The 25,741-nt window shown below is 64.8% G+C and carries 30 protein-coding genes; 14 read left to right on the top strand and 16 right to left on the bottom strand.

Annotation, left to right across the window (positions count from 1 at the left end):
- Nucleotides 1-4: 4 nt before the first annotated feature.
- The 3 genes from FJ414_RS18530 to FJ414_RS18520 all read right to left on the bottom strand — a co-directional run bounded on the left by FJ414_RS18530 (nt 5) and on the right by FJ414_RS18520 (nt 1,907).
- The gene (locus FJ414_RS18530) at nt 5-1,081 is read right to left on the bottom strand and encodes a 5-(carboxyamino)imidazole ribonucleotide synthase (protein WP_140645801.1); all 1,077 of its coding nucleotides are present in this window, start codon (nt 1,079-1,081) and stop codon (nt 5-7) included.
- Nucleotides 1,078-1,575, bottom strand: coding sequence for a 5-(carboxyamino)imidazole ribonucleotide mutase (purE, locus tag FJ414_RS18525; protein WP_140645800.1), 498 nt, complete (start codon nt 1,573-1,575; stop codon nt 1,078-1,080). The genes FJ414_RS18530 and purE overlap by 4 nt, the downstream gene beginning before the upstream one ends.
- Before the next feature lie 128 nt (nt 1,576-1,703).
- Entirely contained in the window at nt 1,704-1,907 is a 204-nt protein-coding gene (locus FJ414_RS18520) for a DUF465 domain-containing protein (protein WP_040985243.1), read from the bottom strand.
- A 239-nt stretch (nt 1,908-2,146) separates the two neighbouring features.
- On the opposite strand from FJ414_RS18520, the gene FJ414_RS18515 reads away from it, so the two are divergent.
- The 3 genes from FJ414_RS18515 to FJ414_RS18505 all read left to right on the top strand — a co-directional run bounded on the left by FJ414_RS18515 (nt 2,147) and on the right by FJ414_RS18505 (nt 4,696).
- Entirely contained in the window at nt 2,147-2,326 is a 180-nt protein-coding gene (locus FJ414_RS18515) for a YdcH family protein (protein ID WP_140645799.1), read from the top strand.
- A 254-nt stretch (nt 2,327-2,580) separates the two neighbouring features.
- Nucleotides 2,581-3,831: a flavodoxin-dependent (E)-4-hydroxy-3-methylbut-2-enyl-diphosphate synthase gene (gene ispG / locus FJ414_RS18510; protein ID WP_140645798.1), complete on the top strand. Its 1,251-nt coding sequence runs from the start codon at nt 2,581-2,583 to the stop codon at nt 3,829-3,831.
- 4 nt (nt 3,832-3,835) lie between these two features.
- Nucleotides 3,836-4,696 (top strand): lytic transglycosylase domain-containing protein, encoded by an 861-nt coding sequence (locus FJ414_RS18505; protein ID WP_140645797.1) that lies wholly within the window; start codon nt 3,836-3,838, stop codon nt 4,694-4,696.
- Between the two features lie 76 nt (nt 4,697-4,772).
- On the opposite strand, the gene FJ414_RS18500 is transcribed toward FJ414_RS18505, so the two are convergent.
- The 4 genes from FJ414_RS18500 to FJ414_RS18485 all read right to left on the bottom strand — a co-directional run bounded on the left by FJ414_RS18500 (nt 4,773) and on the right by FJ414_RS18485 (nt 9,186).
- Nucleotides 4,773-7,106 carry a response regulator gene (locus FJ414_RS18500; RefSeq protein ID WP_140645796.1) on the bottom strand — a complete coding sequence of 778 codons (2,334 nt, stop codon included), beginning with the start codon at nt 7,104-7,106 and terminating at the stop codon, nt 4,773-4,775.
- Nucleotides 7,107-7,248: 142 nt separating this feature from the next.
- Complete coding sequence (locus FJ414_RS18495) at nt 7,249-7,467, bottom strand: 4-oxalocrotonate tautomerase family protein (protein ID WP_140645795.1); 219 nt, start codon at nt 7,465-7,467, stop codon at nt 7,249-7,251.
- Nucleotides 7,468-7,493: 26 nt separating this feature from the next.
- The gene (locus FJ414_RS18490) at nt 7,494-8,390 is read right to left on the bottom strand and encodes an SDR family oxidoreductase (protein WP_140645877.1); all 897 of its coding nucleotides are present in this window, start codon (nt 8,388-8,390) and stop codon (nt 7,494-7,496) included.
- Between the two features lie 61 nt (nt 8,391-8,451).
- Complete coding sequence (locus FJ414_RS18485) at nt 8,452-9,186, bottom strand: SDR family oxidoreductase (RefSeq protein WP_181181653.1); 735 nt, start codon at nt 9,184-9,186, stop codon at nt 8,452-8,454.
- 105 nt (nt 9,187-9,291) lie between these two features.
- Here FJ414_RS18485 and FJ414_RS18480 point away from each other — a divergent pair, with 105 nt between their 5' ends.
- Nucleotides 9,292-10,185 (top strand): LysR family transcriptional regulator, encoded by an 894-nt coding sequence (locus FJ414_RS18480; protein ID WP_140645793.1) that lies wholly within the window; start codon nt 9,292-9,294, stop codon nt 10,183-10,185.
- Nucleotides 10,186-10,269: 84 nt separating this feature from the next.
- Here FJ414_RS18480 and FJ414_RS18475 read toward each other — a convergent pair whose 3' ends face one another.
- The 4 genes from FJ414_RS18475 to FJ414_RS18460 all read right to left on the bottom strand — a co-directional run bounded on the left by FJ414_RS18475 (nt 10,270) and on the right by FJ414_RS18460 (nt 15,504).
- Complete coding sequence (locus FJ414_RS18475) at nt 10,270-12,564, bottom strand: molybdopterin cofactor-binding domain-containing protein (protein ID WP_140645792.1); 2,295 nt, start codon at nt 12,562-12,564, stop codon at nt 10,270-10,272.
- Nucleotides 12,557-13,921 (bottom strand): cytochrome c, encoded by a 1,365-nt coding sequence (locus FJ414_RS18470; protein WP_140645791.1) that lies wholly within the window; start codon nt 13,919-13,921, stop codon nt 12,557-12,559. Before FJ414_RS18470 ends, FJ414_RS18475 begins: the two co-directional genes overlap by 8 nt.
- 3 nt (nt 13,922-13,924) lie before the next feature.
- The gene (locus FJ414_RS18465; RefSeq protein WP_140645790.1) at nt 13,925-14,383 is read right to left on the bottom strand and encodes a (2Fe-2S)-binding protein; all 459 of its coding nucleotides are present in this window, start codon (nt 14,381-14,383) and stop codon (nt 13,925-13,927) included.
- 245 nt (nt 14,384-14,628) lie between these two features.
- Nucleotides 14,629-15,504, bottom strand: a complete 876-nt coding sequence (locus FJ414_RS18460) for a polyprenyl synthetase family protein (RefSeq protein WP_246672444.1) — start codon at nt 15,502-15,504, stop codon at nt 14,629-14,631.
- A gap of 169 nt (nt 15,505-15,673) precedes the next feature.
- Here FJ414_RS18460 and FJ414_RS18455 point away from each other — a divergent pair, with 169 nt between their 5' ends.
- The 3 genes from FJ414_RS18455 to FJ414_RS18445 all read left to right on the top strand — a co-directional run bounded on the left by FJ414_RS18455 (nt 15,674) and on the right by FJ414_RS18445 (nt 17,533).
- Entirely contained in the window at nt 15,674-16,381 is a 708-nt protein-coding gene (locus FJ414_RS18455) for a transglycosylase domain-containing protein (RefSeq protein WP_181175322.1), read from the top strand.
- 253 nt (nt 16,382-16,634) lie between these two features.
- Nucleotides 16,635-16,817 carry a 50S ribosomal protein L32 gene (rpmF, locus tag FJ414_RS18450; RefSeq protein WP_006203806.1) on the top strand — a complete coding sequence of 61 codons (183 nt, stop codon included), beginning with the start codon at nt 16,635-16,637 and terminating at the stop codon, nt 16,815-16,817.
- A gap of 314 nt (nt 16,818-17,131) precedes the next feature.
- The gene (locus FJ414_RS18445) at nt 17,132-17,533 is read left to right on the top strand and encodes a hypothetical protein (protein WP_042641631.1); all 402 of its coding nucleotides are present in this window, start codon (nt 17,132-17,134) and stop codon (nt 17,531-17,533) included.
- Nucleotides 17,534-17,658: 125 nt separating this feature from the next.
- Here FJ414_RS18445 and FJ414_RS18440 read toward each other — a convergent pair whose 3' ends face one another.
- Nucleotides 17,659-18,177 (bottom strand): helix-turn-helix domain-containing protein, encoded by a 519-nt coding sequence (locus FJ414_RS18440; protein ID WP_140645788.1) that lies wholly within the window; start codon nt 18,175-18,177, stop codon nt 17,659-17,661.
- An 88-nt stretch (nt 18,178-18,265) separates the two neighbouring features.
- Here FJ414_RS18440 and FJ414_RS18435 point away from each other — a divergent pair, with 88 nt between their 5' ends.
- The 4 genes from FJ414_RS18435 to FJ414_RS18420 all read left to right on the top strand — a co-directional run bounded on the left by FJ414_RS18435 (nt 18,266) and on the right by FJ414_RS18420 (nt 20,773).
- Complete coding sequence (locus FJ414_RS18435) at nt 18,266-19,099, top strand: alpha/beta hydrolase (protein WP_140645787.1); 834 nt, start codon at nt 18,266-18,268, stop codon at nt 19,097-19,099.
- 88 nt (nt 19,100-19,187) lie between these two features.
- On the top strand, nt 19,188-19,844 hold the full coding sequence (locus FJ414_RS18430; protein WP_140645786.1) for a glutathione S-transferase family protein: 657 nt from the start codon (nt 19,188-19,190) through the stop codon (nt 19,842-19,844).
- Nucleotides 19,845-19,964: 120 nt separating this feature from the next.
- A complete protein-coding gene (locus FJ414_RS18425) occupies nt 19,965-20,300 on the top strand; it encodes a metalloregulator ArsR/SmtB family transcription factor (RefSeq protein WP_140645785.1) in 336 nt (111 codons plus the stop codon).
- Between the two features lie 11 nt (nt 20,301-20,311).
- Nucleotides 20,312-20,773 carry an SRPBCC family protein gene (locus FJ414_RS18420; protein WP_140645784.1) on the top strand — a complete coding sequence of 154 codons (462 nt, stop codon included), beginning with the start codon at nt 20,312-20,314 and terminating at the stop codon, nt 20,771-20,773.
- 59 nt (nt 20,774-20,832) lie between these two features.
- Here the strand turns inward: FJ414_RS18420 and FJ414_RS18415 are convergent, their stop codons facing one another.
- The 3 genes from FJ414_RS18415 to FJ414_RS18405 all read right to left on the bottom strand — a co-directional run bounded on the left by FJ414_RS18415 (nt 20,833) and on the right by FJ414_RS18405 (nt 22,664).
- Nucleotides 20,833-21,108: a metalloregulator ArsR/SmtB family transcription factor gene (locus tag FJ414_RS18415; protein ID WP_040985209.1), complete on the bottom strand. Its 276-nt coding sequence runs from the start codon at nt 21,106-21,108 to the stop codon at nt 20,833-20,835.
- Between the two features lie 32 nt (nt 21,109-21,140).
- Complete coding sequence (locus FJ414_RS18410; protein WP_140645783.1) at nt 21,141-22,388, bottom strand: MFS transporter; 1,248 nt, start codon at nt 22,386-22,388, stop codon at nt 21,141-21,143.
- A gap of 81 nt (nt 22,389-22,469) precedes the next feature.
- A complete protein-coding gene (locus tag FJ414_RS18405) occupies nt 22,470-22,664 on the bottom strand; it encodes a DUF1192 domain-containing protein (protein WP_140645782.1) in 195 nt (64 codons plus the stop codon).
- A gap of 210 nt (nt 22,665-22,874) precedes the next feature.
- On the opposite strand from FJ414_RS18405, the gene FJ414_RS18400 reads away from it, so the two are divergent.
- From FJ414_RS18400 to FJ414_RS18390, 3 genes are all read left to right on the top strand, one after another.
- Entirely contained in the window at nt 22,875-23,885 is a 1,011-nt protein-coding gene (locus FJ414_RS18400) for an NAD(P)H-quinone oxidoreductase (protein ID WP_140645781.1), read from the top strand.
- Between the two features lie 299 nt (nt 23,886-24,184).
- Entirely contained in the window at nt 24,185-24,325 is a 141-nt protein-coding gene (locus FJ414_RS18395; protein WP_095767350.1) for a DUF1127 domain-containing protein, read from the top strand.
- A 255-nt stretch (nt 24,326-24,580) separates the two neighbouring features.
- Nucleotides 24,581-25,273: a DUF1013 domain-containing protein gene (locus tag FJ414_RS18390; RefSeq protein ID WP_140645780.1), complete on the top strand. Its 693-nt coding sequence runs from the start codon at nt 24,581-24,583 to the stop codon at nt 25,271-25,273.
- A gap of 108 nt (nt 25,274-25,381) precedes the next feature.
- Here FJ414_RS18390 and FJ414_RS18385 read toward each other — a convergent pair.
- The coding region (locus tag FJ414_RS18385; protein ID WP_140645779.1) for a WYL domain-containing protein at nt 25,382-25,741 on the bottom strand (360 nt) is incomplete at its 5' end.

The raw sequence follows: 25,741 nt of genomic DNA, 5'->3' as shown, positions 1-25,741 counted from the left end.
GAGCTTAGCCCGGGCGTCGAATCCGCGTGAAATGGCCCATCTTGCGGCCGGGGCGTGACTCGGCCTTGCCATAGAGATGCAGCATGAGGTCGGGCTCGGCGAGCAGCGCCGGCACCTTCAGCATATCGTCGCCGATCAGGTTTTCCATCACGCAGTCGAAATGCCGGGCGGGCGAGCCCAGCGGCAGACCGGCGACGGCGCGGATATGCTGCTCGAACTGCGAGACGACGCAGGCGGCCTCCGTCCAGTGGCCGGAATTGTGCACGCGCGGCGCCAACTCGTTGGCCAGAAGCGAGCCGTCGGCAAGCACGAAGAACTCGACGCCGATGACGCCGACATAGTCGAGCGCGGACAGGATTTTCGCGACTGCGTCCTTGGCGGCGGCGGCCGTTTGCGGACGGATGGCGGCCGGCATGGTTGAGCTGCGCAATATGCCTTCGCGGTGGACGTTTTCGGCCGGATCGAAGGCGGCGATGGTTCCGTCGAGGCCTCGCGCGGCGATCACCGAAATCTCGCGCTCGAAAGCCACGAGCGATTCCAGGATCAGCGGCACATTGCCCATCGCCTCGCAGACGCCGGCAAAGCCGGCCGTTTCCATGTTGCGGAAGACGCGCTGGCCCTTGCCGTCATAGCCCATGCGGCGGGTCTTGAGCACGCCGCTGCCGTTGAATGTCTTGAGGGCCTCGGTCAGCTGGTCGTCATTGTCGACCGGGCGGAATGCCGCCGTCGGAATGCCGATGCCGTTGAGGAAGCTCTTCTCGGTGACGCGATCCTGCGCGACTTCGAGCGCGCGTGCCGGTGGATAGACCGGGACCTTTGCCGCCAGCGTTGCGGCGGCGGCGACCGGGACGTTCTCGAATTCATAGGTGACGACGGCGCTGGCGGCGGCCAGTTCGGCGAGCCCTGCCGGATCGTCATAGGCGGCGACGATCTGCCGGTTGGCGACCTGCGCGGCCGGGCAGTCGGGCTGGGGCTCCAACACGACGATATGGTAGCCGAGGCGCGCTGCGGCCATCGCCAGCATGCGGCCGAGCTGGCCGCCGCCGATGATGCCGATGGCCGATCCAGGAGCCAGGCTCACGGCGCGTCCGTCGGCTCGGTGGCGACCTTGGCGGTCTGCGCCGAGCGCCAGGCGTCGAGCCGGGCGGCGAGCTTGTCGTCGCTGAGCGCCAGCACGGCGGCCGCGAGAAGTGCCGCATTGGCGGCGCCCGCCTTGCCGATCGCCAGTGTGCCGACCGGGATGCCGGCCGGCATCTGCACGATGGAAAGCAGCGAGTCCTGGCCCGAAAGCGCCTTGGACTCGACCGGAACGCCGAAGACCGGCAGAGGCGTCATCGCCGCCGTCATGCCCGGCAGATGCGCCGCCCCGCCGGCGCCGGCGATGATCACCTTGTAGCCGGCGGCCTTGGCGCCCTTGGCGAACTCATAGAGACGGTCCGGGGTACGGTGCGCCGAGACGATCAGCCGCTTGTGCGGGATGCCCAGCGCCTCCAGCGTCTCCGCGGCCTGGCGCATCGTCGCCCAGTCGGACTGGCTGCCCATGATGATGGCGACGTCGGCACGCTGATCGGTCAAGGTGTGGCTCCGCGGCGGCAAAGGCGCGCCTTAGCGGAATTCGCCGACAGCCGCAAGGATGTGGTGAATACGCTCTCTCGCTACCTGCACGTTCCGCGGCCTCCTGGGCGCGCGCCCAGCATTCGGCCCTAAGCGATGATGTCGGGAATGATGCGGTCTTCCAGCGCCGACAGCCGGTCTTTCAACATCAGCTTTTTCTTCTTCATGCGCTGGATCTGAAGCGGGTCGCAGCCCGTGGCGATCATCGCGTTGATGGCGGCGTCGAAATCGGCGTGTTCTTGTTTGAGCCGGGAATATTCGAGGCGTATTTCAGCCTGTTCCTGTTCGGACATTATCTACCGTCTGCGTGTGCATCGCCCAATCGGGCTGTTTGGGCGGGGCCGTGACTTGCGAGTTTGTGACCGGCGCGCAGCCCTTATCACATTTCACTTTGTCGTGGAATGCTACCACGTGGCATTCGACATCGAGATCGGTTGGTGGCAAACTGTCATGGTGCCGTCACAGTCGCAACCTGCGGTGGAGGCGCCTGCGACGGCTGCAATCGAGGAAACCATGAAAGGGAGAACCAATCATGTCTCTTGCATCCCATCTTGATGAGTTGCAGCGGAAACACGGTGACATCGAGCGTGAGCTCACCGATGCGATGAACCATCCTTCGGTGGACGACCTCGAAATCGTGAATCTCAAGCGACGCAAGCTGGCAATCAAGGACGAGATTGAAAAACTGAAGGGGGGCCCGACGACACACTGAACATGCCCTAGGCAACATCACCGCACTCGTTGCGGTGCCAACCTACCGGTGGCAAGATATGCCGCCGGCTTGTTGGTTTTTACTCAATCACCAGACCGTTTTAGTGTGGATCTTGCAGCCCGAGGGTTTTTACATGAGCCCTGCGGCCGTTGATCGCGGTCACCGATTTGCAGGCCTTGCCTGCCGCTTGCCATTGACAAGCCATCTTTGCTCCGCCACCTCATGCCCGGAACTCCCAGATGAAGGCGGCCGGCATGACCGGATATTTTTCTTCTCCCTTCCCGCGGCGCCAGTCGGTCGGCGTATCGGTCGGCGGCGTGATGGTCGGCGGCGGCGCGCCGGTCGTCGTGCAGTCGATGACCAACACCGACACCGCCGATATCGACCAGACCGTCGCCCAGGTTGCGGCGCTGCACCGTGCCGGCTCGGAAATCGTGCGCATCACGGTCGACCGCGACGAGAGCGCGGCGGCGGTTCCGCGCATCCATGAGCGGCTGCTGAGGCTCGGCATCGACGTGCCGCTGGTCGGCGACTTCCATTATATCGGCCACAAGCTGCTCGCCGATCATCCGGCTTGCGCCGAGGCGCTGGCCAAATACCGCATCAATCCCGGCAATGTCGGCTTCAAGGACAAGAGGGATCGCCAGTTCGCCGCGATCGTCGAGATGGCGATCAAACACGACAAGCCGGTGCGCATCGGCGTCAACTGGGGCTCGCTCGACCAGGAGCTTTTGACCCGGCTGATGGACGATAACCAGGCGAAGGGCTCGCCGCTCACCGCGCAGGAAGTCACGCGCGAGGCGATCGTGCAGTCGGCGATCCTGTCGGCCGAGATGGCCGAAGAGATCGGGCTCGGTCGCGACAAGATCATCCTGTCGGCCAAGGTCAGCGGCGTGCAGGATTTGATCGCCGTCTACACCGAACTCGCCACCCGCTCCGACCATGCGCTGCATCTGGGTCTCACCGAAGCCGGCATGGGCACCAAGGGCATCGTCGCCTCTTCGGCCGCCATGGGCATCCTCCTGCAGCAGGGCATCGGCGACACGATCCGCATCTCGCTGACGCCGGAGCCGAATGGCGACCGCACCCGCGAGGTACAGGTCTCGCAGGAATTGCTGCAGACCATGGGCTTCCGGCAATTCGTGCCGATCGTCGCGGCCTGCCCCGGCTGCGGGCGCACGACGTCAACCGTGTTCCAGGAACTTGCCCAGAGCATCCAGGCCGATATCCGCAAGAACATGCCGGTGTGGCGCGAAAAATATCCCGGCGTCGAGAATCTCAAAGTCGCGGTGATGGGCTGCATCGTCAACGGTCCGGGCGAATCCAAGCATGCCGATATCGGCATCTCGCTGCCCGGCACCGGCGAGACGCCGACGGCGCCCGTCTTCATCGACGGCAAGAAGGCGGCGACGCTGCGCGGCCCGTCCATCGCGCAGGATTTCGAGAAGATGGTCGGCGACTATATCGAGCAGCGCTACGGACACGGCAAAGCAGCGGCCGAGTAGGCCGATGCCGCTTTTGCCGCGCGCGACGCTGATCCTGATCTGCGCGCTGATCCTTTCCGGTCAGGCATTCGCCGACCCACCGCAGTCGCGGTCCGCCGCCAAACGGCTGATCAACCGTGTCTGCGATCTGATCGAAGCACAGGCCCAGCAGAACGGCCTGCCCAAGGATTTCTTCGCCCGGCTGATCTGGAAGGAAAGCCGCTTCGATCCGAACGCGGTGAGCCCGGTCGGCGCCGAAGGCATAGCGCAATTCATGCCGGGCACCGCCAAGATGCGCGGGCTCGCCGATCCCTTCGACATCGGGCAGGCCATCCCGGCCTCGGCGAAATATCTCGCCGAGATGAAGGTCAGCTACGGCAATCTCGGGCTCGCGGCGGCGGCTTACAATGCCGGCGAGAACCGTGTGTCGCGCTGGCTGAGTTCGGGCGGCTTCCTGCCGATGGAGACGGAAAGTTATGTCTTCGACGTCATGGGCGAGCCGGTCGACAAGTTCTCGGACAAGTCCTATGCCGGCACCGTCCAGCCGCTCGACCCGAAGATGAGCTTCGCGGTTGCCTGCCGCAGGCTGCCGGTGATCATGTCGCGGACCGTCGCCATGGCCTCGATCAACGTGAAACCGTGGGGCGTGCAGGTGGCGGGCAATTTCCGCCGCTCGGCGGCGATAGGCCAGTGGCTGAGGGTCAGGGGCCGGTTCCCCGCCTTGCTCGCCAGCCATGACCCGGTGGTGAGCCGGGTGCGCACGCCGATCGGCCGGCGCGGCATCTATGCGGTCAGGATCGGCGCCGACTCGCGCGGCGAGGCCAACGGTATCTGCAACAAGCTGCAAAGCGTCGGCGGCGCCTGCGTGGTGTTGCGTAACCGCTGACTGGTACCACGAAGTTGGACGTGCTGGCGCGAAGGAACTCGGCGGTAGCCGATGGCTGCCTGTACCCACCTGCCGCTCAAGCCGTCTTCGCCGCCACCGTCTCGCTGAGCCATGTGCCGATCTTGGCGCCGAGGCGGTCGGGCGAGACAGGTTTGGGCAGATAGTCGTCCATGCCGGCCTCGATGCATTTTTCGCGGTCGCCCTTGAGCGCATGCGCGGTGACGCCGATGATCGGCGTGCGATCGCCGTTCTGCTGTTCGATCGCACGGATGGCGCGGGTCGCCTCATAGCCGTTCATCTCCGGCATGGAGACGTCCATCAGCACCAGGCGCGGGCGCAGCGAGCGGTACATCTCGACCGCGGTGCGGCCATTGCCGGCGATGCGGTAGCTGAGGCCGAAACCGTTGAGGATCTGGCCGAAGACCAGCTGGTTCACGTCATTGTCTTCGGCGATCAGGATGTCGATCGGGCCGCTCGGCGCGGCCGTCGATTCCGGCGCGGCCGGGACCGGAACGGCCGGGCCGCGGATGACGGTGAAGGCCAGCGGAGCCGCCTGCGCCGCGGGCGGCTCGCGCACGAAATGCGCCTTGGCGCCTTGCGTGCGCGCCTTCTGGATAGCGGAGATCACGGTGCCCAGCAGCACCGCCGAACGCGCAGGCTTGGTGAGATGCGCGACGATGCCGAAATCGATCACCATCCTGCCGAAATCGACCTGGTCGACCGAGGTCAGCAGCACGACCGGGATGGAGGAGAGGCGGGTGTCGGCGGCGATGGCTCTGGCGACATCGGCGCCGTTCATGCCGGGCATCTGGTAATCGAGGATAATGCAGTCGACCGAGGCGCCGAGCTGGCAGGCGCGGTCGAGGAAGGCGAGGCCGACCGCGCCGCTTTCGGCGGCCGCGCAGTCGAAGCTCCAGCTTCTGAGCTGCTCCAGCAGGATCTCGCGGTTGACCGGATTGTCGTCGATGACCAGCACCCGGGCGCCGGTGACGTCGACGGGTACCAAATCGTCACGCGACTGCTGGTCGTGCGCCGGCAGCGGCACCGCGAACCAGAACACCGAACCGCGGCCGATCTCGCTTTCGACGCCGATCTTGCCGCCCATCAGGTCGACAAGCCGCGCGCCGATCGCGAGGCCCAGGCCCGTGCCTTCATGGCGGCGGGTCGAGGAGCCGTCCACCTGGGCGAATTTCTCGAACACGCTTTGCAGTTTTTCGGCCGGAATGCCGATGCCGGTGTCCTCGACGCGGACCTTGAGCTGGACCACGCCGTCGACGACATCGCCGCCGACATCGACCAGGACATGGCCCTTCTCGGTGAACTTCACGGCGTTGCCAAGCAGGTTGGTGATGATCTGGCGGAAGCGCCCGGCATCGCCGACGACGAAGGCCGGCAGGCGCGGGTCGACGCGCACGATGAGCTCGAGGTTCTTTTCGGCGACGCGCGCCGACACCAGCGTCGCCACATCCTCGACCGCTTCCGCCAGGCGGAAGGGGGCGGGGTCGAGCGTCAGCTGGCCGGCATTGATCTTCGAGAAATCGAGGATGTCGTTGATGATGGTCAGCAGCGCGTTGCCGGATTTGACGATGACGTCGGTGAAGGTCTTCTGGCGCGGCGTCAGCTCCGTCTTGGCGAGCAACTCGGCCATGCCGAGCACGCCGTTCATCGGCGTGCGGATCTCATGGCTCATATTGGCGAGGAATTCGGACTTGGCGCGATCGGCGGCCTCGGCCTTGAACAAAGATGCGGCGGTCTCGGCGAAAGCGCGGCGGATCGCATTCTCCATCGGCCGGAAGATCAGAGCCGCGGCGATGGCTAGCACTGCGAACAAAAGGCCGCTCGCCCATAACAGCAGCCGGTCGCTGGAAGCGTCGGCCAGATGCCGCTCGTCGTCGAGCGCGGTGCGCACGCGCACCAGCATCGGCTGGGCGAAGAGATCGTTCTGGTTGCGGATCTCGCGGTAGCTCCATTCGTCGACCTTCTGGGCCACCGACATCAGGTTGAAGTTGCGCACCATGTCGCGCGCCGACCAGAACAGGTCTCCGTTCACCGCTGCGGATTCGAGCGCGTCGGCGGTGCCCTTCGACAAGCGTGGCCGGATCGTCGCCAACTGGCCGTTCAGCGTCTCGATCTCGCCCATCAGGCGTTCGGAATGGCCGCGCGCGGCGGTCGTCAACGCATCGCGTGTCTCGCTGCGCCAGGCGGTGCCGGTCGTCTCGGCGAAATTGGTGGCGTTGCGCAGGTCGCGGGCGAAGATGACGAAATTGCCGCTGAGGGCATCGACCTCGTGACGGTACGAATTCACACGGTTGAGCGCGAACATGACGGCGGCCGAGGCCAGCGCGAAGATCAGCAGTCCCGAAATGTAGCGGATCCGGATCGACCGGAGGAAGGAAGAATATTCCGGCATGCGCAACCCCAACACATACGCACAATTTTAATGGTCGGGATTACGCTTGATTTACATTAACATTTCGTTGGTGGGGCAAGTTCACCTGCGTTGACGGATCAAGTCGGGCGGGTCGCTCTGCAAGCGGCCCGCCTTGCTCAAATCAGACCCTATCCTTGGCGCGGTAGGTGTCGGGAAGAACGAAGACTTCGTCGGCGCGGCCGTAGCCGCCGTCGCGGACTTCCTCGATCAGCACCATGGTATAAGGGCGCACGCCTTCGCCGAAATAGTCGACGAACATCTGCGTGGTCTTGTGGATGAGCTCTTCCTTCTGCGCCTTTGTCAGGGCGGCTTCGGGAGTCTTGAAGTTGGCAAAGGGCATTTCAAGGTCCTTTCGGGTTGGTTGTTCTAAAGCGATAGGTGGAGAAGATCGGCAAGACCGATGCGCTCAAGAAGCTGCGCCCGGACGCGGTCGGCGACGCCGTTGACGACGGTCGCCCCGTCATCCGAAGGATCGACATGGACGCGGAACGGCCGGCGGCCATGCGGCATCGCGACGAGATCGACGATGGCCTCAGCGACTTTCGAGGGATCGGCATCGACCGGCTCCAGCCCGGCAAGGCCCTTCAACGCCTGATCGTCGACGCCAGCATAAGGTCCCGACCAATAGGCGTCCGCGCGCCCGGTGTCGGCCGGCTTGCCGGAATGAGCGAAATGCTCCGTGCCTTTGGTGAACGCGCCCGGCACGACGACGGTCGTCTCGATGCCGAAACGGGCAAGCTCCAGCGCGTAGCTCTGCGCCAGCGCGTCCATGCCCGCCTTGGCGGCGAAGTAGGGCGCGAGGAATGGCGGCGTGCCGCCGCGCGTGCTGCTCGACCCGACCCAGATCATCAGAGCCCGGCCGAGCCCGCGCATGTGTGGAAGCACAGCCCGGTTGACGCGCTGGGTGCCCAGCACATTGACGTCATAGAGCGCCGCCAACTGCTCCGGCGTGAAGGCTTCAGTCGGTCCGAACACCATATGGCCGGCATTGTGGATGACGACGTCGATGCGGCCGGCTTCCGCGAGAATGGTTTCGACGGCCGCCTCGATCGAGACCTCCGACAGCACGTCGAGCGCGAGGGCGCGGATCGCCAGTTTCTCCTCGCGCGCCAGCCTTTCGACTTCGGCCACGGCTGTGCCGCCGCGCGCCTGCGGATGGCGCATCGAGGCATAGACCCGGTGACCCGCCCGGGCGAGCGCCTCGGCCGTCATGGCGCCGAAGCCGCTCGATGCGCCGGTGATGAGTATCGTCTGCTGCATGATCGTGTATCTCCCTGGCGCAATTGCGGACGCAAAACCGCTGCGCGCTTTTGCTGGAATTACTCTAGATCGCGCCGCCATTGGCGCGGATGACCTGGCCGTTGACCCATTGGCTGTCGGGACCGGCGAGGAAGGCGACGAGCCCGGCGATGTCGTCGGGCTGGCCGAGGCGGCCGAGCGGGATGAGTTTCGTTATCGCTTCGATCTGCGCGGCGCTCTTGCCGTCGGTGAAGAGTTCCGTGTCGACCGGACCGGGCGCGACTGCGTTGACCGTGATGCGGCGCGGGCCGAGTTCCTTGGCCAGGATATGCGTCATGGCTTCGACGCCGGCCTTGGTCGCGGCATAGACGCCGTAAGCGGGCTGGTAGAAGCCGACGACGCTTGAAGAAAAGTTGATGATGCGTCCGCCATCCTTCAGGCGCCTTGCAGCTTCGCGCATGCCGCGGAACGGGCCGCCGAGATTGATGGCGACCTGGCGTTCGAACGCCGCGTCGTCGGTGTCCGCGACCGGCGAGAGCCTCATCATGCCGGCGTTGTTGACGAGGATGTCGATCCCACCGAAAGCCTTTTCCGCCGCATCGAACAAAGCGACCATGCCAGCCGGGTCGCCGATATCGGCCTGGACGGCCAGGGCAGTGCCGCCGGCGGCCCCGATGGCGGAAACCACCTCATCGGCGACATCCTTGCCGCGCGCATAGTTGACGATGACGGCGATGCCGTCCCGGGCGAGTCGTTTGGCGATTGCCGCGCCGATGCCTCTCGAGGCGCCGGTCACGATCGCTGTCCTTGTTTTCTGCATGATCGATCTCCGTTCGTTGTTGTGGGGCGGATATAGACCGCTGCGCCAACCGGATAATCAGCCCTCCATTGACAGCAGTATTCGGATTAAGCGAACAATCGAGGCATGGATCGACTCGACGGGATGCGGCTCTTCGTTCGCGTGGTGGAGCGGCGCAGTTTCACCGCCGCGGCGGCCGATCTCGGCCTGCCGCGCTCGACCGCAACCGAAGCGGTGAAGCAGTTGGAAGACCATCTCGGCGCGAGGCTGCTGGACCGGACCACCCGCCACGTCGCCACGACACTCGATGGCCAGGCCTATTACGAGCGCTGCCTGTCGATCCTGGGCGAGGTGGAGGACGCCGAGGCCGGCTTCCGCAGCGCCGAACCGCGCGGCCTGCTGCGCATCGATGCGCATCCGCTGCTCACGCAGAGGTTCCTGCTGCCACAATTGCCCGCGTTCCTCGACCGCTATCCCGAAATCGATCTGCAAATCGGCCAGGGCGACCGGCTGGTCGACCTGGTGCGCGAAGGCGTCGATTGCGTCATCCGCGCCGGCGAGCTGCAGGACAGCGGCATGATCATGCGGCGGCTGGCGATGATCGGCGAAATCACCTGCGCCAGCCCGAGCTATCTGAAGCGGCACGGCGTGCCGGCATCACCGGAAGCGCTGGAGGGCCATCAGGCCGTCGGTTTCGTCTCCTCACGCACAGGCGAGGTGCTGCCGCTGGAATTCACGATCGGCGCAAACGTGCGTCAGGTCACGCTGCCGGGCCGGGTTCGGGTCAACAATTCCGACACCGCGGCCGATCTGGCGCGGCTGGGTTTCGGGCTTCTGCAGGCGCCACGCTATCGGCTGGAAAAAGATATCGCGGACGGCACGCTGGTCGAGGTTCTGGGGGATTTTCCGCCGACGCCGACGCCGCTGTCGGCGCTCTACCCGCAGAACCGGCAGCTCGCGCCGCGGCTGCGCGTCTTCCTGGAATGGGCATCGCGCATTTTCGCCGAGGCAAGGCTGTGAGGATCATCGGCCGGGGCCGGCAGCCGACGGCGCGACTGTCCTGTCGATGCAACTCCCCTGGGATGGGAAGACAAGGCAATCCCTTCAGGCCGCCAGCGAATAGCCCAGGTCGCGCAGCGGCAGCCGGCGCACACGCTCGCCGGTAGCGGCGAAGATCGCGTTGCCGAGCGCCGGCGCCAGCGCCGGGAAAGCGGGCTCGCCCATGCCGGTCGGCGGATTGTCCGACTGGATGAAATAGGCATCGATCGTCATCGGTGCGAATGGCATGCGCAGGATCGGATAGGCGTTGTAGTTCTGTTCCCGGATACGGCCATTCTCGATGTTGATCTTGAGCCCCATCGCGGTTGAGAGAGCGTCGGTGGACGCGCCTTGCGCCTGGGCTTCGGAGCCCGCCATGTCGATGATCGGGCCGACGTCGAGCACAACCACGATACGGTTTATCCTGATCCGCTTGTCGGTATCGACGCTAAGCTCGACGGCCTGCGCGACATGGCCGGCATGCGAATAGCACCAGGCAAGTCCGAGCCCGCTGCGCTTGGCGAACGTCCTTCCCCAGCCAGCCTTCTGCGCGCACATCCTGATGACGTCGGTCGCCCGCCTGGGGCTGAAATTGACGCTCTGGTCCTTGGGCGCCAGTTCGGGCACGTCGCGGTTGACCGCGTCGAGCAGGAACTCGACATGGTCGCGCCCCGAGGCGAGCGACAATTCGTGCATGAAGCTCTGCGCGGCGAAGACCTGCGCATTGTCGCCCGGCGCGCGCCAGGCGCCGGTCGGGATTTTTAGGGGAAACATCGTCTTTGCGCGGCGCAGGTTGGGCGCCTTGATGGAATATCTGAGATTGTCGGTCAGGTTGGCGCCCGAGGCCTCTTTCTTGCCGTCGGCGGTGAAGGTGATGAAGTGCTCGCGCCAGGCGTCGAGCCTGCCGCCGTTGTCGATCGCGCCCTTGAACTGGTGGTAGCCGGCGGGCCGGTAGAAGTCGTGGGCGAAATCGTCCTCGCGGGTCCATTGCAGCTTGACCGGCGCGTTGACCTTCAGCGCGATCGCCGCCGCCTCGCAGGCATAGTCGTTGACCAGCCGCCGCCCGAAACCGCCGCCGACGCGGGTCTGGTGCATGACGACCTTTTCAGGCGGAATGCCGGCAACCTTGCCGATCAGCGGCAGGCCACGATCCGGCTGCTGGGTCGGCACCCACAGTTCCATGATGCCGTCATGCCAGTGCGCCGTGGTGTTCATCGGCTCCAGCGGCACATGGGCGGCGAAGGGATATTCGTAATAGGCCTCGACGGTCTTGGCGGCATTGGCGAAGGACTTGCCCACGTCGCCGACATTGTCGTCGGTCTTCGGCGGGAAATTGTTCGCGAGCCTTTGCGCATCGGCCGAGAAGCGCGAGGAGGAGTCGTTCGACGCTTCGCTGAGGTCCCAGTCGACCTCGAGCTTGTCCTTGGCCTGGAAGGCGCTCCAGGTGTCCCTGGCGACGATGGCGACGCCCGGCATCACCTCGACCGCCAGGCCCGTGCCCTCGACTGCGAAGGCGTCGAGCACGCCGGGTTGACGCTTGATCTCGTCGACGTTGAAGGATTTCACCTTGCCGCCTGCCGCCGGGCATTTGGCATAAGTGGCATAGACCATGCCGGGACGCTGGACATCGATGCCGAACAGCGGCTTGCCGGTGACCACCTTGGGGTCATCGACGCCGCGAAAGCGCTTGCCTATCAGCCGGTACTCGGCGCGGGTCTTCAGCTTCAGGCCCTTCGGATCGGGCACCGGCATTTTCGCCGCCGCTGCCGCCAACGAGCCATAGGTTGCGGACCGGCCGCTGGCGGCGTGCGTCAGCATCGAGGCCTGCGCCGTGATCTGCGAGGCGTCCACGCTCCATGCCTGAGCCGCGGCGGCAACCAGCATCGCCTTGGCACCCGCACCGGCCTGGCGCAACTGGTTCCAGGCGCGCGGGATCGAGGTCGAACCGCCCGCGCCTTGGCTGCCATAAACCTTGGGATTGATGTCCGCCTGCTCCATGACGACATGGTTCCAGTCGGCGTCGAGTTCGTCGGCGATGATCACGCCGAACGAGGTCTTGATGCCCTGGCCGATTTCCGGACATTTCGAATAGATGGTGACCGTGTTGTCCGGCGCGATGCGGATGAAAGCATTCATCGCCTGGTCGTTGGCGGCCGCTGCGTCGCCGTCGACCGCTCCGGCCGCGAATGCCGCGTCGCCGATATGGAAGCCCAGCACCAGTCCCGCGACACTTGCCCCGGTCAGCTTGAAGAAGGTGCGCCGCCCCATCGTCATTGCCGCCTTGGCGGCGCTGACCGAATGGACCTCGTCGAGCAGGGCAGAGAGATAGGCGTCGGACTGGGCGAAATGCGTTTCAGCCATTGGGAGCCTCTTTCGATTGCTGCGCCGCCTGCTCTTTGAGCACGGCCACGTCCTTGGCCGTCAGATGCGCGCCCTTGGCGCCGAAGCGGGCGGTGACGTAATTGGCGACGGCAGCGATGTCGTCGTCGGAATAGCCCTCGCCGAAGGCCGGCATGAAGATCCTGCCGTCGGCGGTCTTGCGGCTGACGCCGTTGATAACGGTCTGCGCGACATTGGTGGCGCTGGGGTCGTTCACCGCGCGCACGCCGGTCAGCGTGGCAAAGCCGGTCACCGGGCTGACGCCGGTCCAGTCGTGGCATGAGGCGCAGGCGCCGGCGAAGATCTTTTCGCCGCGCATATTGGCGTCGGCCACCACGCCTTCCTTATAGGAGGCCGGTGCTGCCGTGGTGACGGTGCGCGGCAGGTCGCTGGCGTGGGCCGGAATGCTGCGCAGATAGGCGACTAAAGCGTGCGTATCGTCCGGCACCAGATAGCTCAGGCTGTCGTCGGCGGCCTCGCCCATCGGGCCTGCGGCGCCGCCATGGCCATTGGCATGGCCGGTGGAGAGATAGGCATAGAGGTCGTCGTCGCTCCAGTCGCCGATGCCGGAATTCTTGTCGCCGGTGATGTTGTAGGCGCGCCAGCCGGCGGTCAGCGCGCCCGAGAACTTGCCGTGATTGTCGAGCCCATAGGCGAGGTTGCGCGGCGTGTGGCATTCGCCGCAATGGCCCATCGCCTCGGCGAGATAGGCGCCCCGGTTCCATTGCGGGCTCTGGCCGGTGTTGGGGCGGAAGCGCCGGTCGGGATTGAACGCCACGTTCCAGAGCGCGATCAGGCCGCGCTGGTTGAAGGGCCACGACAGCTGGCTCGGCTTCGCCGGCGCGTTCACCGGCGCCAGCGTGAACAGATACGCCTTGATGGCGAGAGCGTCGGCATCCGTCATCAAGGCGTAGGAGGCATAGGGCATGGCAGGGTAGAGTTTTTCGCCGTCGGCGCGAACGCCCCGATGCACCGCTGCCAAAAACTGGGAGTCGCTGTAATTGCCGATGCCGGTTTGCTTGTCCGGCGTGATGTTGGTGGAATAGATGGTGCCGAACGGCATGTTGAAGGCGAAGCCGCCGGCGAAGGGCGCGCCGCCCGGCGCGGTGTGACAGGCCTGGCAGTCGGCGGCATGGGTGAGATACGCGCCGCGCTTTACCAGATCGGCGCTGGCAAGCTCGGCCGGAACGCCGGTGACCGGGGCGTCATGATAATCCGCCAGGGCCACGGTCGAGCCGCCGGCAAATGCAAGCGGGTTGCGGCCAAGGACAAGCCAGCCGGCGAAGCCAAGCCCGGCGACGACAATGATCGCGATGAGGATGCCAGCGGCTCGCTTCATGGGTCAGGCCGATTTGGCGGCGGCGTTCTTGATGGCGCCGCGGATGCGGATATAGGTCCCGCAGCGGCACAGATTGCCGGCCATCGCCGCATCGATGTCGGCGTCGTCGGGTTGCGGGTTTGCATCGAGCAGCGCCGTCGCCGACATGATCTGGCCGGCCTGGCAATAGCCGCATTGCGGCACCGCGGCTTCCATCCAGGCCTGCTGAACCTTGGCGCCGTTGGGCGTGCTGCCGATCCCCTCGATGGTGACGACGGCGCGGGTGCCGACGTCGCCTACGGAGAGCTGGCACGACCGCACCGGCTTGCCGCCGACATGCACCGTGCAGACGCCGCACTGCGCGACACCGCAGCCATATTTGGTGCCGACCAGATTGAGATGGTCGCGCAGCACCCATAGAAGCGGCATGTCTTCCGGCACATCGACGTCGCGCGATTGTCCGTTGATTGTAAGAGTGAGCACCGCACCCTCCCTGATCGGAATGAAGTCCACGCAACGGCGGAACGTCTTTGTCAAAGGGTAGGGGACCGGAGCCCGGCAGGTAGGGATCCGACGGATCACATTTAAGGCATCGCCGGCCCAGCTGGTCCGGGCAAAAGAGTGTCTATCGGGAAGTTAGAGGCGGCGGCTTCGACGGCCGCACGGCTGACGTTGAAACCTGCCGGAGCCGTTCGATGCGCGATCCTGAGCCAGCAAACCGGCCGCTCTCAGCTGCTCCGCGTCGCGACGAATGTCGCGGCGGCTTTCAGCAATTCCGCCTGCTCGCCATAGGGCTCGAGCAACGCATGCGCCTGGTCGATAAGGCCGTGGAGCTGGCCGCGCGCCCAGTCGGGTCCGTGCAGCGCGGCAAGCGTTGCCTTGCCGGCGGCGGTGTCCTTGTTCGTCGCCTTGCCCATCTGCTTTGCGTCGGCAGTCAGGTCGAGCAGGTCGTCGGCGAGCTGGAAGGCGAGGCCGATCGCCGAGCCGAACTCCGCCAGCCTCTCGCGGTCGGCTGGCGGCGCGCCGGCGACGATCGCGCCGGCCTCGCAGGCGAAGCGGATCAGCGCGCCGGTCTTCATCGCCTGCAGCGTGATGATGCCCGACTCGTCCGGCCGTTCGCGCTCGGCTTCGAGGTCCAGCATCTGGCCGCCGACCATGCCGCCGGCGCCGGCCGCGCGGGCAAGTGCTAGAACGAGGGTGGCGCGGCGCTCGGCCGACAGCGCGGTCGCTTCGTCGGCGATGATATCGAAGGCCAAAGTCAGCAGCGCGTCGCCGGCGAGGATCGCGGTCGCCTCGTCGAAGGCCTTGTGCACCGTCGGCTGGCCGCGCCGCAGATCGTCGTCGTCCATGGCCGGCAGGTCGTCATGGATCAGCGAATAGCAATGCACGCATTCCAGCGCCGCCGCGACACGGAGTGCGGCCTCGTTCTCGGTCGAAAACAGCGCGGCGCTTTCCAGGACCAGAAAAGGCCGCAGCCGCTTGCCGCCGTTGAGCACGCCATGGCGCATCGCCGCCATCAGGCGCTCAGGCCGCGCGATCTCACTGGTGAGCGGACGCGCGTCGAGGATCCGCCGCAGCTCGGTCTCGACCGCGGCGGCACGCATGAAAAGCGTGGATTCGAAGGCGATCTGGTCGTCTTTGCTCATGGCCGGAGCGGTAGCCGACACTCAGACATTGCGCAAGCAGGCTCGCGCCTTTATGCCGGAGGAGGCGAGGCACGGGTGGGGCGGCTTGACGGAACCGATCGTCGAATATGAAAGCGAAGGGCTGGACATGGCGCGACGTCGGCGCCTGAACCGCGCCGGTCTCAAGCGGCTTGGCCGGCGTTGCCTGGTCGTCGCCATCGTTTTGGCGGCCATCCCGGTCGTGCTCACCTTCCTCTACCTGCCGCCCTTCGTGCATCCGGTCTCGACGCTGATGCTGAAGGACCTCGTGACTTTTTCCGGCTACGACCGGCGCTGGGTGTCGATCGACGACGTGGCGCCGGTGCTGGCGCATTCGGTGATCATGTCGGAGGACGGGCAGTTCTGCTTCCACCGCGGCGTCGACCTCGGCGAATTGCGCGGCGTGGTCGACGACGCGCTGGCCGGCGAGGCGACGCGCGGAGCCTCCACCATCACCATGCAGACGGTGAAGAACCTTTTCCTGTGGTCGCGGCCATTGGGCAGCGTGCGCAAGGTCGTCGAGCTGCCGCTGGCCGTCTATTTCGACGCGGTAATGTCGAAGCGGCGGATCATGGAAATCTATCTCAACATCGCCGAATGGGGGCCGGGCATCTACGGCATCGAGGCAGCCGCCCAACACCATTTCGGCGTCTCGGCCAAGCAGTTGTCGCGAAGGCAGGCGGCGCTGCTGGCCGTCAGCCTGCCCAACCCGATCGCGCGCAATCCCGCCAAGCCGGGGCCGGGCCTGCGGCGGCTGGCCTCGCTGATCGAGCGGCGCGCGAGCAGGTCGGGTGCGTATGTGGGCTGCCTGGATTAGAGCGTGATCCCGAAAGGTGGGAACCGGTTTCGGGAAGATCACGCTCCCAACGAAGACTTGGATCATGACGGCGTTTCAACGAAACGGCGTCCCGATCCAAGCGAAGCGCCGCCGGCTCAAAAAAATTCGCGGCCAGCGCTGGCCAAAACGGCGCAAGGCGTGTATAGGCACCCGACTTTCTCAGATTATGGCCTCGATGCGGCCCTTTCGCGAGGGTTGGCGGGGCATTTTGACCATGTAGTGGAGCATATCCATGGCCGTTCCAAAAAGAAAAACCTCTCCGTCGAAGCGCGGCATGCGCCGCTCGGCCGACGCGCTCAAGGCCCCGACCTATGTCGAGGACAAGAATTCCGGCGAAATGCGCCGCCCGCATCATATCGACCTGAAGACCGGCATGTATCGCGGCCGCCAGGTTCTGGAGCCGAAGGAAAGCTGAGAAGCTTCCACGGTTCGTGACGTTTCAAAAGACCGGCCTTTGGCCGGTCTTTTTGTTTTGGCGACCTCATGGGCGCGGCGGCCGACCCGAAATCGGCACGACCTGACTTCGCGCCCGCGCGGCCCTGAGCCGTCTCCTGTCTATTTCAAGCGCTAAGGGTCGTTCGCGCGTGAGATGATAACGAGATGTCAGCCAACCGGCTGACATCGTTATTTCATTAGGTCTTAGAGCGTGTTCGCCGCCGCCGGTGAAAACCCTTGACGGCGCGCTTGCCGCGGATTTTACAAAAGGGGAGCCCCATTGGAGTCGCCCAGATGTTCGGTGCCATCCCGCTGCTGATCGTGCCCTTCGTCCTCTACAATCTCGGCCTGCTCGGATTGTTCGGCGGCGGCGACGATCCGTGGATGACCGAGATGTTCTCCTTCCGCATGATGTCGGGCGGCGTGTTCTCGATGACGCTCGGCGACCTGATGGTTCTGATCGGGCTGATCTTCCTGTTCATCGAGATCTCGAAATCGGTGCGCACGACCAATGCCTCGATCCTGGACCATCTCTTATCGACGCTGGTCTTCATCGCCTTCCTGGTCGAATTCCTGCTGGTGAAGGGCGCGGCGCACTCCGTCTTCTTCACGCTGATGATCATCGCCCTGTTCGACGTGCTGGCCGGCTTCTCGGTGTCGATGCGGTCGGCGAGCCGCGATATCAATTTGAACTAGGGATACAGCGCGGAAGCATGACTTCGTGATTGGCGAAACACGTTGATCGGATCGTCATTCTATGGTCTGCGCCGCGTCGCTTCGCTCCTGCTTCGTCCTGGAATGACGAGCCTCTTCGCCGCGTCTCAACCTGCCGCAGCCTCAGCCTTTCGCGCGACCACTTCCTCGTAGGCAGCGCGCAGTTGCTGGCGCACGGTGGGCGTGCCCGGCGGCGTCTTCGAAGGCATGCCCAGATGCTCGTGGCGCAGTTCGTCCATGAATCGCTCCCATAGCGGCGGGCCGCCCTTTTCGAGCAGCTCGGCGCGGATCGACAATTCTTCCGTAACCGGCAGCCAGACGCGTCCCCAGGCGCCGAGCTGCGCCATGATCGGCACCAGCGTGATCGCCATCTCGGTCAGGCTGTAGATCGCCTTCTGTTTGTGACTGGGATCGTCGGCCTTGGTCAGAAGCCCGAGCTGCATCAGCCGCTTCAGCCGGTCGGCCAGGATGTTGGAGGCGATGCCTTCGATCGAGCCGTTGAGCAACTCGCGGAAATGGCGTTTTCCGCCGAAGATCATGTCGCGCAGGATGATCAGGCTCCACCGGTCGCCGAACACTTCGAGCGACAGATTGATCGGGCAGCCGGACCGACGGTCGATGCTCATGGCAGTCTCCAGAAAAACCAGTTGCATTATGATATCGGTTTAATTATCCTGCAACCGATTGCAAAATGCAATCAGATTGGAGGAGCAGATGACCACCGCAGCGCAGCGCCCCGACATCGTTTCGGAGACCTTTGGCAGTTCGAAAGATCCGACGATCCTTTTGATCATGGGCGCCATGGCCTCGATGTCGTGGTGGCCCGAAGCCTTCTGCCGGCAACTTGCCGGGCGCGGCCGCTTCGTCATCCGCTACGACAACCGCGATACCGGCCTGTCGACCAAATATCCGCCGGGCGCGCCGCCCTATGCGTTCGAGGACATGGTGGACGATGCCATGCGCGTGCTCGACGACCATGGCATTGCCAGGGCGCATGTCGCCGGCATGTCGATGGGCGGCATGCTCGCGCAGAGCGTCGCGCTGAAATATCCCGAACGCGTCGGCGCGCTCACTGTGATCTCTTCTTCGCCGCTCGGCGTCGACACATCCGGCCTGCCCGGGACGACCGAAGCCTATAAGGAACATTCGGCCCAAGGCGCCGATATCGACTGGTCGAACAGGGATCAGGTGCTCGACTTCATGGTCAAGGACGCCCGCGCGATTGCCAGCACGCGCCATCCGTTCGACGAGGAACGGACGCGCGCGATGATCGAGGCGGACTACGATCGCTCAGGCGGTCTCGCCAGCGCGACCAACCATTTCCTGCTCAAGGGCGGCGGCCCGCAGCGGACGGTGCGGGATCTTCGCGCGCCGCTGCTCGTCATCCACGGCAGCGCCGACCCGCTCTTCCCGATCGAGCATGGCGAAGCGCTGGCCAAGGCCGTTCCCGGCGCAAGGCTGGTCAAAATCGAAGGCGGCGGCCATGAACTGCACCGCAACGACTGGCCTCAAATCGTCGAAACTATCGCGGCTCACGGGCAGCGCTGACAAGAAGCCGCCTTGACTCAAGCCGCCCGGGACAATAGTGAAGTAACCACTTCAGTATTGTCCCGGGCGAACGCGAAAGAGAGCCGGAATGTCCCTGACGCTGCATTTCCACCCGCTGGCCTCGTTCTGCTGGAAGCCGCTGATCGCGTTCTACGAGAACGGCACGCCTTTCGAACCGGTGATTGTCGACCTCGGCGACGAAGCCTCCCGCGCCGCCTTCCTGAAGGTGTCGCCGACCGGCAAGATGCCGGCGCTGCGTGACGATGCGCGGGGCCGCACGGTGCTGGAATCGACCATCGTCATCGAATATCTCGCCGCGCATTATCCGGGGCCGGTCGAGCTCGTTCCCGCCGTTATCGATCTCGCCCTGCAGGTCCGCCAGGCCGACCGCTTCTACGATTTCTACGTGCAGCATCCGATGCAGAAGATCGTCGGCGACAGGCTGCGGCCAAAGGACAAGACCGATCCGTTCGGCGTCGAGGAGTGCCGGGCGCAGCTGCGCAATTCCTACGCCATCGTCGAAGAGGACATGCAGGGCAAGACTTGGGCGGTGGGCGAGACCTTCACGATGGCCGACTGCGCCGCGTCGCCGGCGCTGTTCTATGCCAACAAGGTCGAGCCGTTCGGCGACAAGTTTCCGGCGGTGAAGCGCTACCACGACCGGCTGCTCGCGCGTCCGTCCTTCGCCCGCGTCATCGAGGAAGCGCAGCCCTATTTCAAGTTCTTCCCCTACAACAACGGCTAGAGCCGGATGATTTCAGGTCGAATCGACCTGAAATCTGAATCCGTCTCTAAATCAAAGAGATAGAGCATGATGTCGTCCGAAAACCGCTTCACACTCTTCGGCATCATGCTCTAGAGCGCGATGCTGCACGATCCCGCCCAGCTCGATCTGATGTTCCAGGCGCTCGCCGATCCGGCGCGGCGGCAGATGGTGGATCGGCTGTCGCGCGGGCCGGCGTCGGTCAGCCAGCTGGCGGAACCGCTGGCGATGTCATTGTCGGCCGTCGTCCAGCATCTCAACGTGCTCGAGGCGAGCGGCCTGGTGAGAACCGAAAAGCTTGGCCGGGTCCGCACCTGCCGGATCGAACCGCAGGCGCTTCGGGCCGCCGAGCGCTGGATCAACGAGCGGCGGCTCACCTGGGAGCGCCGGCTCGACCGCCTCGGCGATTTCCTCGCTGAAACCAAGGATGAAACCTGAAGGGTCCCGTCATGAGCGAACGATCCGTCGTCCATTCCACCTTTGTCATCGAACGCGTCTACCCGGCGGCGCCCGAGAAGGTCTATTTCGCGCTGAGCGATCCGGCCGCCAAGAAACGCTGGTTCGTCGATCCCGACAACCCCATGCCCAGCCGGCATGAGATGGATTTTCGCGTCGGCGGCAAGGAGGCGAATGCCGGCTGTCCCAGCGATGGGCAGATGCATTTCTACAACGCGGTCTATCAGGATATCGTGCCCAACCGGCGCATCGTCTACAGCTATGAGCTCTTGTTCGGCGAAACCCGGGTCTCGGTTTCGCTCGCGACGATCGAGCTTATCCCCGAAGGCAAGGGTACGCGGCTTATCCTGACGGAGCAGGGCGCCTTCTTCGACGGCATCGATACGCCGGCCACCCGCGAGCACGGCACCGGCGAACTGCTCGACGCACTCGGCGCAGCCCTGGCGGCGAACTGAGTCCCTGTGTCTAGAGCACGATCACCTTGTCGCCCGCCTGCGGCTCGACGCCCCTCGAATCACTCTCCCGGCGCCGTTTCCCAGAACTGGTCGAGCCAGATGTTGAGCCTGAGGAAGCCGGCGCTGCTGACGGCATAGACGCGCCTCGTGCCTTCGGCCTTGGCGTTGACCAGGCCGGCGTCGAGCAGGACCTTCAGATGTTGGGAGACCGCAGGGCGTGAGACGGGCAACCCGGCCGCCAATTCGTTCACCGTCTTCGGGCCGCGCCGGAGTTCTTCCAAAAGATAGCGCCGGTTGGGATCGGCTATCGCCACGAAGGCGTCAGAAAACATCATGCCTTTATTTGTGAGGCAAAGTCCTGCGAATCTCAACTATTGGTTTCAACCTTTCTGCGCGGATCGAGCCGCGTGGCCTCGGGCGTGACCGCGCGGTCCGCGGGCTGCGTCTTGAAGGCATCGCGGTTTTCGATCGGCACCGGCGCGCGGGCGCGGATACGCAGCAGCGTGTAGCCGGCAAGGCTGAGATGCGCGAGCGCGGTTGCCAGGAAAAGCCCCTCCGGACGCACCGAACCCATCAAGGCCGCGGCCAAAAGCGGGCCGATCATCGTGCCGAAGCCGTAGAGCAGGAGCAGGCCGCCTGAAACCTTGACGAAGTCCTCGGAGCGGGCGTGGTCGTTGGCATGCGCGACAGCGATCGAATAGAGCGTATAGGCGAAAGCGCCATAGGCTGCGGTCATCACGATGATGAAGACGCCCGAACGCGGCGCGATCAGGAAGATCAGCACCGCGACCAGGGCCGCGCCGAAGGCCGCGCCGGCCAGCACGAAGCGGCGGTCGGTCGTATCCGACAGACGCCCGGCCGGCAGCTGCATGGCGGCGCCGGAAATGACCACCAGGCTCATCATCAGCGCGATCTCGGCGGTCGATATGCCGACGCGCGCGCCATAGACGGCGCCCAGCGTGCCCCAGGCGCCGTTGGCGATGCCGATCAGGAGGCAGGCCACCGCCGACACCGGCGAATTGGCGTAGAGGCCTTTGACGTCGAGCTTGACGTCCTGCAGGGGCTTGGGATGCGACTGCGTCGACACGGCCGTCGGAATGAGCGACAGGCAAAACAGGATGCCGGTGATCATGAACAGCGAGGCCGACCGCACATCGCCGCCGGCGACGATCATCTGGCCGCCCATGATCGAAGCATAGGTGACCATCATATAGAGGCCGAAGACGGTGCCGCGGTTCTCGTTGGTGGCCTTCTCGTTCAGCCAGCTCTCGATCACCATGAAGGCGCCGGCCATGGTGAAGCCGGTGAAGGCGCGCAAAAGGATCCAGACATATTCGTCGATGATGAGGCCGGTGAGCAGCGCGATGATCGCGCCCGACGCGGCGAAGGCGCCGAAAGCCCTGACATGGCCGGCGCGGCGCACGAGACGCGGCGCGAAGAAGCAGCCGGCGACGAAGCCGCCCGCCCAGGCCGTGCCCATCAGGCCGAGCGATGCGGTCGAAAAACCCTCCACCTGGCCGCGCAGCGGCAAGAGCAGGCCGTGCAGGCCGGACGCGGCGAGCAGGAACGCCGTGCCGCGCAGCAGCGAGAGGATCGGTCTGTAGGTTGCAAACATCGCTTGATCCGGGTTCGAGACGCAGGGTCTGAAGACAGATGTATTCGGGCTTTTCGGCGGCGAGCGAGCACGCCGAACAATTTATCCGCGGCGGAACAGCGACTCGGCGGCGGATTTGGTGGCGCCCTTGGCGGTGCGCTCGGCTTCCAGCCTGGCGATCTCGTCGCGCAGCAATGCGATGCGCTCGGACAATTCGTCCACGGACAGCAGCGACAGGTCCTGGCCGATCTCGTGCGGGCGCGGCTTCTTCCTGGGTTCGTCGTCGAAGATCGCCATCCGTCGCTCCTCCCTTACTTGGCCATTTGCCTGATTTGACAATCAGCATACATAGAGCAATTCCAGGAAAAGTGCGTAGCGGTTTTCCGTCCGGAATTGCGTAAGAACAAAGAGTTGGAGCGGTTCGGCGTTATCCGACATCAAAACGTTCCAAGCAGGGGCGCCGATGCAAACGGCCGACGACAGATCGACATAAGGAGACGGCAAGCCATGGCAAACGGGCAGAAGATTCCGGCAAATATGACGGCCATCGCGATCTCGCAACCGGGCGGGCCAAAGGTGCTCAAGGCGGAAACGCGCGACGTGCCGGTGCCCGGCCCCGGCGAGGTGCTGATCCGTGTGCACGCCGCCGGAGTCAACCGGCCGGACGTGCAACAGCGCAAGGGCGCCTATCCACCGCCGCCCGGCGCCTCGGACCTGCCCGGTCTCGAGGTGGCCGGCGAAATCGCGGCACTCGGCGACGAGATATCGCGCTGGCGCATCGGCGACCGGGTCTGCGCGCTGACGCCGGGCGGCGGCTATGCCGAATATGTCAAGGTCCATGCCGGCAGCGTGCTGCCGATCCCGGCCGGCTTCACCTATTCGGAAGCCGCCGCCGTGCCGGAGAACTATTTCACCGTCTGGCACAATGTGTTCGAGCGCGGCGGCCTGAAGAAGGGCGAGACGCTGCTCGTCCATGGCGGCTCGTCCGGCATCGGCACCACCGCCATCCAGCTCGCCTCGGCATTCGGCGCCACTGTGATCACCACCGCCGGCAGCAAGGAGAAATGCGACGCCTGCCTCAAGCTCGGCGCCGCCCGGGCCATCAACTACCGCGAGGAGGATTTCGTCGCCGCGGTGAAGGACGCGACCGACAGGAAGGGCGCCGACGTCATCCTCGACATGGTCGGCGGCGACTATGTCGCGCGTAACTACGAGGCGGCGGCCGTCGAGGGGCGCATCGTCCAGATCGCGGTGCAGGCCGGCGCCGTCGCAAGCACCAATTTCGCATCGCTTATGGTCAAGCGCCTGACCCACACCGGCTCGACACTTCGCCCGCGCACCGTCGAATTCAAGGCGGCGCTGGCCGCCGCGCTGGAGGCCCAGGTGTGGCCGCTGCTCGGCACGCGCAAGGTTGCGCCCGTGATGGACATGATCTTTCCGCTGACCGAAGCCTGGCGGGCGCATGAACGGATGGAAGAGGGCGAGCATATTGGCAAGATCGTGCTCGACGTCGGCTAGGATGGGCCGATATTCAGGTGAGGCCGGCCTGCGAATAATGGCTTTCTGTGCTTCCCGTGCTCACGTACTAAAGTACGCTCCGCTCCGGTTCTCGGAAGCCATTGTTCTCGGCTCGGCCTGACCTGAACCTCGGCCCATCCTGGCTCCGCGCCCTCCCTTAGCGACAAGCTGAACGAAGCCTTAATGCTGCAATGCACAAAACGCATTGCGGCCATGCAAAAGCGTCCGTTCAATTTGTGGGCAGGAGTGCCTATTTACGCGTCATCAAACGATTTGACCAAACGACTGGAGAAACCATCATGAACCCGATCAGTGCTTTCCGTAAGTGGCGCATGTACAACGAAACCGTGCGTGAATTGAACAAGCTCAATGCCCGCCAGCTGAGCGACCTCGGCATCAACCGTGCCGACATCGAGCGTATCGCCCGTCAGGCGGTGTAATCAGACGCAGCCCGACCGCAAGGCCGGGCTGCGGCATGCAAGCCAGAGCCGTCGAGACGCTTGCTTTGTTTCCGGTTCCAAGCCCGCTGGACCTCGTCCAGCGGGTTTTGTCTTTCTAGGGCTGTGAATCGGCCCCTTCCCAAAAACATTGCGAAAATTGGAGGGAGCGTTTATACAGGCCGCGAATTTCCCATTTTGGTGGCTCTAAAACCACCGCCCGCGCGGGAACGCGGGCGAACGAGAAGGATTTTTGATATGGCCAATTCGCTGCTGATGCCCAAGGCGACCGCCGTCTGGCTGGTCGACAACACCGCGCTCTCCTTCGAGCAGATCGCGCAGTTCTGCGGATTGCATCCGCTCGAGGTCAAGGCGATCGCCGACGGCGAGTCGGCGCAAGGCATCAAGGGCATGGACCCGATCATCACCGGCCAGCTGACGCGCGACGAGATCGCGCGCGGCGAGAAGGACGTCAACTACCGGCTGAAGCTGTCGGAGCCGAAGGTGCGAGTGCCTGAATCGAAACGCAAGGGCCCGCGCTACACGCCGCTGTCGAAGCGCCAGGACCGGCCGAACGCCATCCTGTGGCTGGTGCGCAACCATCCCGAGCTCAAGGACGCGCAGATCTCGCGTCTTGTCGGCACCACCAAGTCGACGATCGAGCAGATCCGCGAGCGCAAGCACTGGAATTCGGCCAACCTGCAGCCGATGGATCCAGTGACGCTCGGCCTTACCTCGCAGATCGACCTCGACCTCGAAGTCAACCGCGCCTCGCGCGGCCGCGAGCCGGCGCAGCCCGTCGGCGACACCCTGCTGCCCGCGGCGCTCACCGAACGGCTGGTGCCCGCGCCCGAGAAGCCGAAGGACGAAGACCAGGAGCTGGACGCCAACGCCGTCTTCGCCAAGCTTTCGGCGCTCAAGTCGAAGAACGAGGATGCGGACGACGAGTAGTCGTCGCGGTGCGGTTGCTGCACGCTTTTTGAGCGGCGGCATGCACGAACCCAACAAAAAAGCCCGCTTCGAGCGGGCTTTTCTGTTGGACAATGGCTTGGGAGGAAGTCACGTCCGCGCGGCGCGGTCGGGCGCCATGCCGTAATCCTCTGAGCGCTCGACGGCGCGGTAGAAATCGGCGAGCTGCTTGCCGCGCTCCGGCTTGAAGATACGGCCGGCGATGACGACCGAGGCGATGCGGTCGATGCGGAAAGCGCGGAAATCGTCGCGCATCTCGCACCATGCGACCAGGGTCCAGACCTTGCCCCAGAACCACAGGCCGAGCGGCCTGATGTCGCGCGCGGTGCCGCGGCCGGCCTCGTCGGAATAGTCGATGGTCAGCACCTGGCGTTTCTCGACGGCGCGCTCGATCAAGTCGATGGCCTCGCGCGCGGCGTCGCTCACCACCCACATCGGCGTGTGGATCTC

The organism is Mesorhizobium sp. B3-1-6 (genome assembly GCF_006439555.1).
Taxonomy (GTDB): Bacteria; Pseudomonadota; Alphaproteobacteria; order Rhizobiales; family Rhizobiaceae; genus Mesorhizobium.
Note: the sequence above shows the minus strand (reverse complement) of the source record. Positions and strands in the feature narration are given on the sequence as shown.

Excerpts from the sequence above, each read along its gene's own strand:
- FJ414_RS18520 (WP_040985243.1), bottom strand. The coding sequence starts at position 1,907 with ATGTCCGAACAGGAACAGGCTGAAATACGCCTCGAATATTCCCGGCTC.
- FJ414_RS18515 (WP_140645799.1), top strand. The coding sequence starts at position 2,147 with ATGTCTCTTGCATCCCATCTTGATGAGTTGCAGCGGAAACACGGTGAC.
- ispG (WP_140645798.1), top strand. The coding sequence starts at position 2,581 with ATGACCGGATATTTTTCTTCTCCCTTCCCGCGGCGCCAGTCGGTCGGC.
- FJ414_RS18505 (WP_140645797.1), top strand. The coding sequence starts at position 3,836 with ATGCCGCTTTTGCCGCGCGCGACGCTGATCCTGATCTGCGCGCTGATC.
- FJ414_RS18500 (WP_140645796.1), bottom strand. The coding sequence starts at position 7,106 with ATGCCGGAATATTCTTCCTTCCTCCGGTCGATCCGGATCCGCTACATT.
- FJ414_RS18495 (WP_140645795.1), bottom strand. The coding sequence starts at position 7,467 with ATGCCCTTTGCCAACTTCAAGACTCCCGAAGCCGCCCTGACAAAGGCG.
- FJ414_RS18485 (WP_181181653.1), bottom strand. The coding sequence starts at position 9,186 with ATGCAGAAAACAAGGACAGCGATCGTGACCGGCGCCTCGAGAGGCATC.
- FJ414_RS18480 (WP_140645793.1), top strand. The coding sequence starts at position 9,292 with ATGGATCGACTCGACGGGATGCGGCTCTTCGTTCGCGTGGTGGAGCGG.
- FJ414_RS18475 (WP_140645792.1), bottom strand. The coding sequence starts at position 12,564 with ATGGCTGAAACGCATTTCGCCCAGTCCGACGCCTATCTCTCTGCCCTG.
- FJ414_RS18470 (WP_140645791.1), bottom strand. The coding sequence starts at position 13,921 with ATGAAGCGAGCCGCTGGCATCCTCATCGCGATCATTGTCGTCGCCGGG.
- FJ414_RS18460 (WP_246672444.1), bottom strand. The coding sequence starts at position 15,504 with ATGCGTGCCGCCGCGGTCGAGACCGAGCTGCGGCGGATCCTCGACGCG.
- FJ414_RS18455 (WP_181175322.1), top strand. The coding sequence starts at position 15,674 with ATGGCGCGACGTCGGCGCCTGAACCGCGCCGGTCTCAAGCGGCTTGGC.
- rpmF (WP_006203806.1), top strand. The coding sequence starts at position 16,635 with ATGGCCGTTCCAAAAAGAAAAACCTCTCCGTCGAAGCGCGGCATGCGC.
- FJ414_RS18445 (WP_042641631.1), top strand. The coding sequence starts at position 17,132 with ATGTTCGGTGCCATCCCGCTGCTGATCGTGCCCTTCGTCCTCTACAAT.
- FJ414_RS18440 (WP_140645788.1), bottom strand. The coding sequence starts at position 18,177 with ATGAGCATCGACCGTCGGTCCGGCTGCCCGATCAATCTGTCGCTCGAA.
- FJ414_RS18435 (WP_140645787.1), top strand. The coding sequence starts at position 18,266 with ATGACCACCGCAGCGCAGCGCCCCGACATCGTTTCGGAGACCTTTGGC.
- FJ414_RS18430 (WP_140645786.1), top strand. The coding sequence starts at position 19,188 with ATGTCCCTGACGCTGCATTTCCACCCGCTGGCCTCGTTCTGCTGGAAG.
- FJ414_RS18425 (WP_140645785.1), top strand. The coding sequence starts at position 19,965 with ATGCTGCACGATCCCGCCCAGCTCGATCTGATGTTCCAGGCGCTCGCC.
- FJ414_RS18420 (WP_140645784.1), top strand. The coding sequence starts at position 20,312 with ATGAGCGAACGATCCGTCGTCCATTCCACCTTTGTCATCGAACGCGTC.
- FJ414_RS18415 (WP_040985209.1), bottom strand. The coding sequence starts at position 21,108 with ATGATGTTTTCTGACGCCTTCGTGGCGATAGCCGATCCCAACCGGCGC.
- FJ414_RS18410 (WP_140645783.1), bottom strand. The coding sequence starts at position 22,388 with ATGTTTGCAACCTACAGACCGATCCTCTCGCTGCTGCGCGGCACGGCG.
- FJ414_RS18405 (WP_140645782.1), bottom strand. The coding sequence starts at position 22,664 with ATGGCGATCTTCGACGACGAACCCAGGAAGAAGCCGCGCCCGCACGAG.
- FJ414_RS18400 (WP_140645781.1), top strand. The coding sequence starts at position 22,875 with ATGGCAAACGGGCAGAAGATTCCGGCAAATATGACGGCCATCGCGATC.
- FJ414_RS18395 (WP_095767350.1), top strand. The coding sequence starts at position 24,185 with ATGAACCCGATCAGTGCTTTCCGTAAGTGGCGCATGTACAACGAAACC.
- FJ414_RS18390 (WP_140645780.1), top strand. The coding sequence starts at position 24,581 with ATGGCCAATTCGCTGCTGATGCCCAAGGCGACCGCCGTCTGGCTGGTC.